The following is a 6,298-nucleotide window of genomic DNA, read 5'->3' as shown; positions in this document are numbered from 1 at the left end:
CAATTTCTCAGAACAAATATCTGAAAAATTTTTAAAATGCCTTGCTTTGCTTGCCCCGTAAGCGATTGAAGACAGACAAACAAGGAATCAAACTAGAGAATGAATCAGCCCTAGGGTTGGGGGGGGTCACACCCTGCCCCTAGGAAAAGCTTTTTCAGCAAACCCTAAGTAGTGTACTCGGCGTTAATTTTGACGTAATCGTAACTAAGATCGCAACCCCAGGCCGTACCTGTTCCCGAACCGTTACCGATACAGATAGACATTAAAACGGTATCTTCTCGTAAATAAGCCCCGCTTGCTGCCGCTTTCAGGTAATTACTGGCACTAGCTCGATCGAACGCCAGAGGTTGACCATTTTCCATCATCACGAAGTCGCCTAACTTAATTTGCAGGTCTTCTTGATGGAAGACTATCCCGGCCCGGCCCGCGGCCGCCGCAATTCGTCCCCAGTTGGGATCTCGACCGAAAACCGCTGATTTTACTAAGGAAGAACCGGCAATGGTGCGAGCAATCTGACGAGCGGACTGATCATCGGCCGCCCCCGAAACCCGCACTTCTATTAAACAGGTGGCTCCTTCCCCATCCCGGGCGATCGCTTTGGCCAGGTATTGACAAACTTCCGTTAACATGGCCTCTAACTTTTGGGCATCCCGGCCCATTTCTGTGATCGCTGTGGTGCGCGATTGACCGTTAGCCAAGGCGATCAGACTGTCATTGGTACTGGTGTCCCCATCCACCGTGATCTGATTAAAACTTTTATTAGCCGCCCGACTTAACATATTTTGCCAGAGAACCGTCGATACTGCGGCATCACAGGTAATAAAGGAGAGCATTGTCGCCATATTCGGGTGAATCATCCCCGATCCCTTGGCAATTCCCCCAATTGTGACCGGACGACCATCAATAGTGGTTTGCAAGGCGATCGATTTGGGGACTAGATCCGTGGTCATAATCGCCCGGGCCGTGCTTTCGCCACCATTTTCCGACAATAAACCTGCTAAGGTCGGTAAAGCGGCGGTTAACGCATCCATGCGAATCCGTTGCCCGATGACTCCCGTAGAAGCCAGCAAAATTGCATCGGCGGGAATCCCTAAAACTTGGCTCAAGGCGGCGGCACTATCGAGAGCGTCTTGCCATCCAGCTTCCCCCGTGGCGGCGTTTGCTTGGCCGGCATTACACAAAATCGCCCTGGCGCTGGCTTTAGTTTGTAGGCGTTGACGGCAATAATCGACGCAAGCGGCCCGCACTTGACTGGTGGTAAAGACTCCGGCGGCGATCGCTTCTGTTTCCGAGACAATTAGGGCTAAATCGGGCAAACCGGACGGTTTTAGCCCTGCGGCCATCCCTGCGGATTTAAATCCTTTTGGGGCGGTGATCCCCCCCTCTATTTCCTGCCAATCGGCCATTTTCTCCCGTCTCCTACTTAAATTCGACGATCGATTATAGCAAGTAAAAAGCCAAAAATTAGCAAAGGGTTTGACCGTTGCGGGTTGGGGAGAGGGTGAAAAAGCTGATAGCTGATAATTCCTGGCTGCAAATTAAGTGGGTGAGTGGAATTAAATATAAGATGAACGTAGGTTGGGTTGAAGCATGAAACCCAACGCCCGCATGGGTTACGCTACCGCTAACCCATCCTACAAATAATTGTGCCTCCCTACTTAGCCTAAAATATGATTAATTGACTAGGATTTTGGGGCGATAGTTTATGGAACGCGGGTTATTGTGGACACCTTTATTAATTCTGTTTATCTGGTTGGCTTGGAGTGGTTGGAATGAATACCAAAAAGTGGAAATCTATCGACAATGGGCGGAAAACTTCGATCGAGCTAAGTATGATATATATTCTGTTTTAGGTCAAAAAGATAAAATTATCACTTGGGGAAAGCCAACTCGTAAGGGAGTGATCAATTTACAAACTTTTTCCCTAGAGGAGGTCAAAGAAATCCGTTTGTTAGTTAATAATCAAGTGGTGGATTTAGATGCTCTTCCCCCGCAGGGTTCCCCTTTCCTAGAATTTATTTTTAAGGAGCGATCTCCTGAAAAAATTCCCTTTACTGAAGTTGAATTGGCTAGTCGGTGGGCGAAATTTTTACAACAACAAATCTTAATTTAATGGCGATAATTTCTAGCGCAATCTACCCGATCGCAGGATACCGACAACTAACCATAAACCGATTAAACTAGCTGTAGCAAATAATACGGTACTAATAATAGTTAATTGCCGAGATTGGGCGCTGGCTGTGACAATGGCAGCCCCGATAATTAAGGAACCAATAATCACACTAAAAGCTAGTCGATTGGCGGAATTATCTAAACTGCGACGGAGATTATCTAATTCACGAATTTTCAGATTAACATTTAAAGTTTCTGAGGTTAAACTATCTAGTAAAACTTCGATTTGACGGGGAGATTTCAGGGAAAAAGATTTCAAGTCTAAAACTGTTCTTAGGGCAGTTTGTAGGGGAGTGCTACCGATTAACTGTTGTTCAAGAATATTAGTTAATAGCGGTTTGACTTCTTCCAGGATATTAATATCAGGATTAAATTTTCGGGCAGTTCCTTCTAGATTGGCGAGACTTTTGGCGAATAAACCTAAATTACCCGGGAGTTTAATTCTATTGCGACGGGCAATTTGCAAAAGTTCATAAACCACCTCACTAAAGTTAATTTGATTTAAATTGAGGTTATAATATTTTCGCAGCATCCGCTCATAATCTACCTCTAATTGTACTAAAGTAATCGGGACTACTGACTCGGACAGTTTAATAGTTAGTTGACTGCATCTTTTCGCATCTAAGTCAACAATTGCTAATAACAATTCTGTTAAAATTTGTTGAGTTTGTGGGTCTAATCTGCCCACCATACCACAGTCAATTAAAGCTACTCTACCATCGTCAAGATAGAAAATATTACCTGGATGAGGATCGGCATGAAAGAAGCCATCAATATAAATTTGTTGAAAAAATGACCGAAACAAAATTCTAGTTATTTCGCTTTTTCTTTGGGAAATTGCTTGCTCAGTTGGCGGTCTAGAAACATCAGCCTCTAAAATTTGTTTTCCTTCTAACCATTCTAACACTAATAGCTTGGAATTAGTTAAGTGCCAATAAATTTTAGGAATAACTAACTGTTTGGGTTCTGACCACCGACTCTGGGTTAAATTATAGCGTAATTGGTCGGTATAATGACCTTCTTGGGTAAAATCTAATTCCGCATTGACTGCTTTAATAAACTCCTCTGCTAAGTCAACAACGTCGTAACTTTGACCAAATTCTGTGAGGGCAACTAAATCAGCAATTCCCTTAATTAAGGCACTATCTTGGGCGACAATTTTTTCAATCCCCGGACGCAAGACTTTAATCGCGACTTCCTCCCCAGATAATAAAGTTGCCCGATGAATTTGCCCGATCGATCCTGCGGCGATCGGTTGGGTATTAATATACTTAAATACCTGTTCGATCGGTTTGGCTAACTGTTCAGTGATGACTATTTCTATATCTGTCCAAGCAACGGGAGGAACTTGCGCTTGTAGGGCAGTTAAAGCCTCGATATAATTAGCGGGTAGCAGATCGGGACGGGTACTAAGTAACTGTCCCAATTTGACATAAAAGGGACCCAATTCCACAAGGATTTTTTTGAGAACTTCTGGGGTGGGAATCTGGGGATTTTCTGTTTTTCCTAGGGTTAAAACCCCGCGCATATAGTCCCAACCGTTGCCGAGAACTATCTCAAGGATTTCTTTTTGTCTTTGACTGGTTTGGGGGAGTGAGAACACGGTATTATCAGTTATCAGTTATCAGTTATCAGTTATCAGTGGGTAAGTTACCAGTGATCAGATTTGAGTTTTAAGTGAGCAGTATTAAGTAGGTAGGCGTTAAAAATTATCAAATACCCCCCTTATCAAGGGGGGACTAAGGGGGGATCGACACCCCCCTTATCAAGGGGGGCAGGGGGGATCAGAGACAAAATCTATCTTCAATTTAATTATAACTACTTACTTAAATAGAGGTTTCCTACTGTCTTTTCACTGATTACCGTTTACTGTTTACTGATCACTGATTACTGAAAAAGCTGGTAACTAATATCAATCCTATAACAATTTCTCTAATTTGGGATCGGTTTGTAATTGCTTGAGAACTTGTTTAATATCTTGGGTACGATCTTTGTGGACAACGAGAGTCGCTTTCCCGTCGCGAACAATTACCAGATCTTTTAAACCAATAGTAACGATCGCTTCTTCCTCATCACTAGCATAGATAATAGCCCCTTCCGTGTCCAAACCGACATGATTGGCCAGTTCAATATTTTTGCCCTTTGCTTCTAGTAATCTTTCCAGAGAATTCCAATCTCCCAGATCATCCCAACCGAAATTAGCGGGTAAAACGTAAGCGAGTTGGGTTTTTTCCATCAAAGCATAATCGATACTTTTTTTCTCTAAATCCTCATAGGCAGCGATGCCCCGATCGCTCAGAGGTTGTAAAATATTATTAGCGTGGGTTTTTAGCTCCTCTAAAACTACTTGTCCTTGAAAGATAAACATTCCGCTATTCCAGCTAAAAAGTTCCGTTTCTAGGAATTTTTCGGCCGTGGTGCGATCGGGTTTTTCCGTAAAACGACTCACTTTATAGACGGGTAAACCATTAAATTCGCCTTGATTTTCTCCCTGTTCGATATAACCGTAACCGGTGGAGGGATAATCGGGTTTAATTCCTAAAGTAACGATCGCTTTTTGGCTGACGGCCACTTCTACGGCCGCTTTTAAAGTGTTAATATAAGCCTCTTGATTACCAATATAATGATCGGCAGGAAAAAAACCGATCGCCACTTCTTTACCATAACGTTTTATCACTTCTAAAGTAGCCCAAGTCACAGCCGGGGCTGTATCCTTGCCCACCGGTTCCACTAATAGGTTACTCTCCGGTAAATCGGGCAGTTGTTCGCGGACACCATCAGCGATTGCACTAGCGGTAATTACCCAGAGATTTTCCCAACCTGCCCCTAAAGATAATAGACGATCGGCCGTTGCTTGTAAAAGACTGCGACCACTACCATCAAGACAGAGAAACTGTTTCGGACGCGCTAGACGACTGAGGGGCCAAAAACGTTCCCCTTTACCACCGGCGAGAATGACTGGAACAAGCGACTGATTCATAAAAAATTGACACTTATCGGTTAAGCTGAACCGATTGTATCAGACGGCAGCGAGCGGTGAGCATTTTCCTGACTCAAAGCTAAAAAGCGGGCAAATAACCCGCTTTCTAGCAAAAATAACCGAAATATTGCGATTAGAAATTCATTTCGGCCGCTTGTACTGTTTCCACTTGTTTTTTCTTAATAACTAAGAGGATTTGACATAGCATAATACCACCGAGGAATAAAACTAATCCTTTGATCCGGCCGGGATTTTGTAGGACAACTTCCGTCTCTTTTTGACCAAAACCGCCGACATTGGGGTTACTGGTTAAAAATTGTCCCACTTCGATCGCTTGACCTTCCGAGACGATTAACTCAGGACCTGCGGGAATATTTTCCACCACGGGGCCAGCTTGGGAAGTGATGGTGACTTCATAACCGCCGGCTTCGGTTTTGCTGATCTGGCTAATTGTACCGGCAGCAGAGGCTTTAAAGGCGTTATTATTGCTGGGTTCACCGGTGGGGTACACTTGACCGCGACCGCGATTGGCCCCTAAATGCACAGCATATTTACCGAAGTGAATACCCTTATTTTGGCTAGGATCGGGGGCCAGGACGGGGAAAACGATTTCTTTGTATTGATCCCCGGGTAAGGGGCCGACGATAACCACGTTATCTTGACCTTCTTTGTAGGATTGGAAATAGACTCCACCGAGTTTTTCCTGCATTTCTTCGGGAATGCGATCGGGGGGCGCGATTTTAAAACCATCCGGTAGCATTAAGACTGCACCGACGTTTAAACCCCCCTTCGATCCGTCTCCTAACACCTGTTGACTGGCGGGATCGTAGGGGATTTTTACTACTGCTTCAAAGACGCTATCGGGTAATACCGAGTGGGGGATTTCAATTTCGGCGGGTTTTTGGGCTAAATGGCAGTTCGCGCAGACAATCCGACCGGTTGCTTCTCTGGGGGTTTCCGGGGCGGTTTGTTGCGCCCAAAAAGGATATGCTTGGGCAGATTGGGGATTAATGACATCGCTGGTTAGGAGTAGGGAAACGGTAGCGATCGCCACGAGGACGGCTTTCACTAGGGCCTGTCTGTGGACTTGCGGGAAGCTTAAAAAGTTGAATGTTCTCATCTCTATCGGTTGAATAATTCCAAATC

The 6,298-nt window shown here is 44.5% G+C and carries 5 protein-coding genes; 1 reads left to right on the top strand and 4 read right to left on the bottom strand.

Going from position 1 to position 6,298, the window contains the following annotated elements; all coding sequences use genetic code 11:
* Positions 1-164 precede the first annotated feature (164 nt).
* Entirely contained in the window at positions 165-1,406 is a 1,242-nt protein-coding gene (argJ, locus tag H6F92_RS01040; protein ID WP_104396604.1) for a bifunctional ornithine acetyltransferase/N-acetylglutamate synthase, read from the bottom strand.
* A 299-nt stretch (positions 1,407-1,705) separates the two neighbouring features.
* Between argJ and H6F92_RS01035 the strand changes: the two genes are divergently transcribed.
* Positions 1,706-2,113 carry a hypothetical protein gene (locus H6F92_RS01035; protein WP_024969066.1) on the top strand — a complete coding sequence of 136 codons (408 nt, stop codon included), beginning with the start codon at positions 1,706-1,708 and terminating at the stop codon, positions 2,111-2,113.
* Between the two features lie 12 nt (positions 2,114-2,125).
* Here the strand turns inward: H6F92_RS01035 and H6F92_RS01030 are convergent, their stop codons facing one another.
* The 3 genes from H6F92_RS01030 to petA form a co-directional block, all read right to left on the bottom strand.
* A complete protein-coding gene (locus H6F92_RS01030; protein WP_190356481.1) occupies positions 2,126-3,775 on the bottom strand; it encodes an ABC1 kinase family protein in 1,650 nt (549 codons plus the stop codon).
* Positions 3,776-4,090: 315 nt separating this feature from the next.
* Positions 4,091-5,152 (bottom strand): mannose-1-phosphate guanylyltransferase, encoded by a 1,062-nt coding sequence (locus tag H6F92_RS01025; RefSeq protein WP_190356480.1) that lies wholly within the window; start codon positions 5,150-5,152, stop codon positions 4,091-4,093.
* A gap of 133 nt (positions 5,153-5,285) precedes the next feature.
* Positions 5,286-6,272, bottom strand: coding sequence for a cytochrome f (petA, locus tag H6F92_RS01020; protein ID WP_036402021.1), 987 nt, complete (start codon positions 6,270-6,272; stop codon positions 5,286-5,288).
* Positions 6,273-6,298 lie beyond the last annotated feature (26 nt).

The sequence above is a fragment of the Microcystis wesenbergii FACHB-1317 genome (assembly GCF_014696875.1).
Classification (GTDB): Bacteria; Cyanobacteriota; Cyanobacteriia; order Cyanobacteriales; family Microcystaceae; genus Microcystis; species Microcystis wesenbergii_A.
This window is presented reverse-complemented; position numbering and strand designations above follow the sequence as displayed.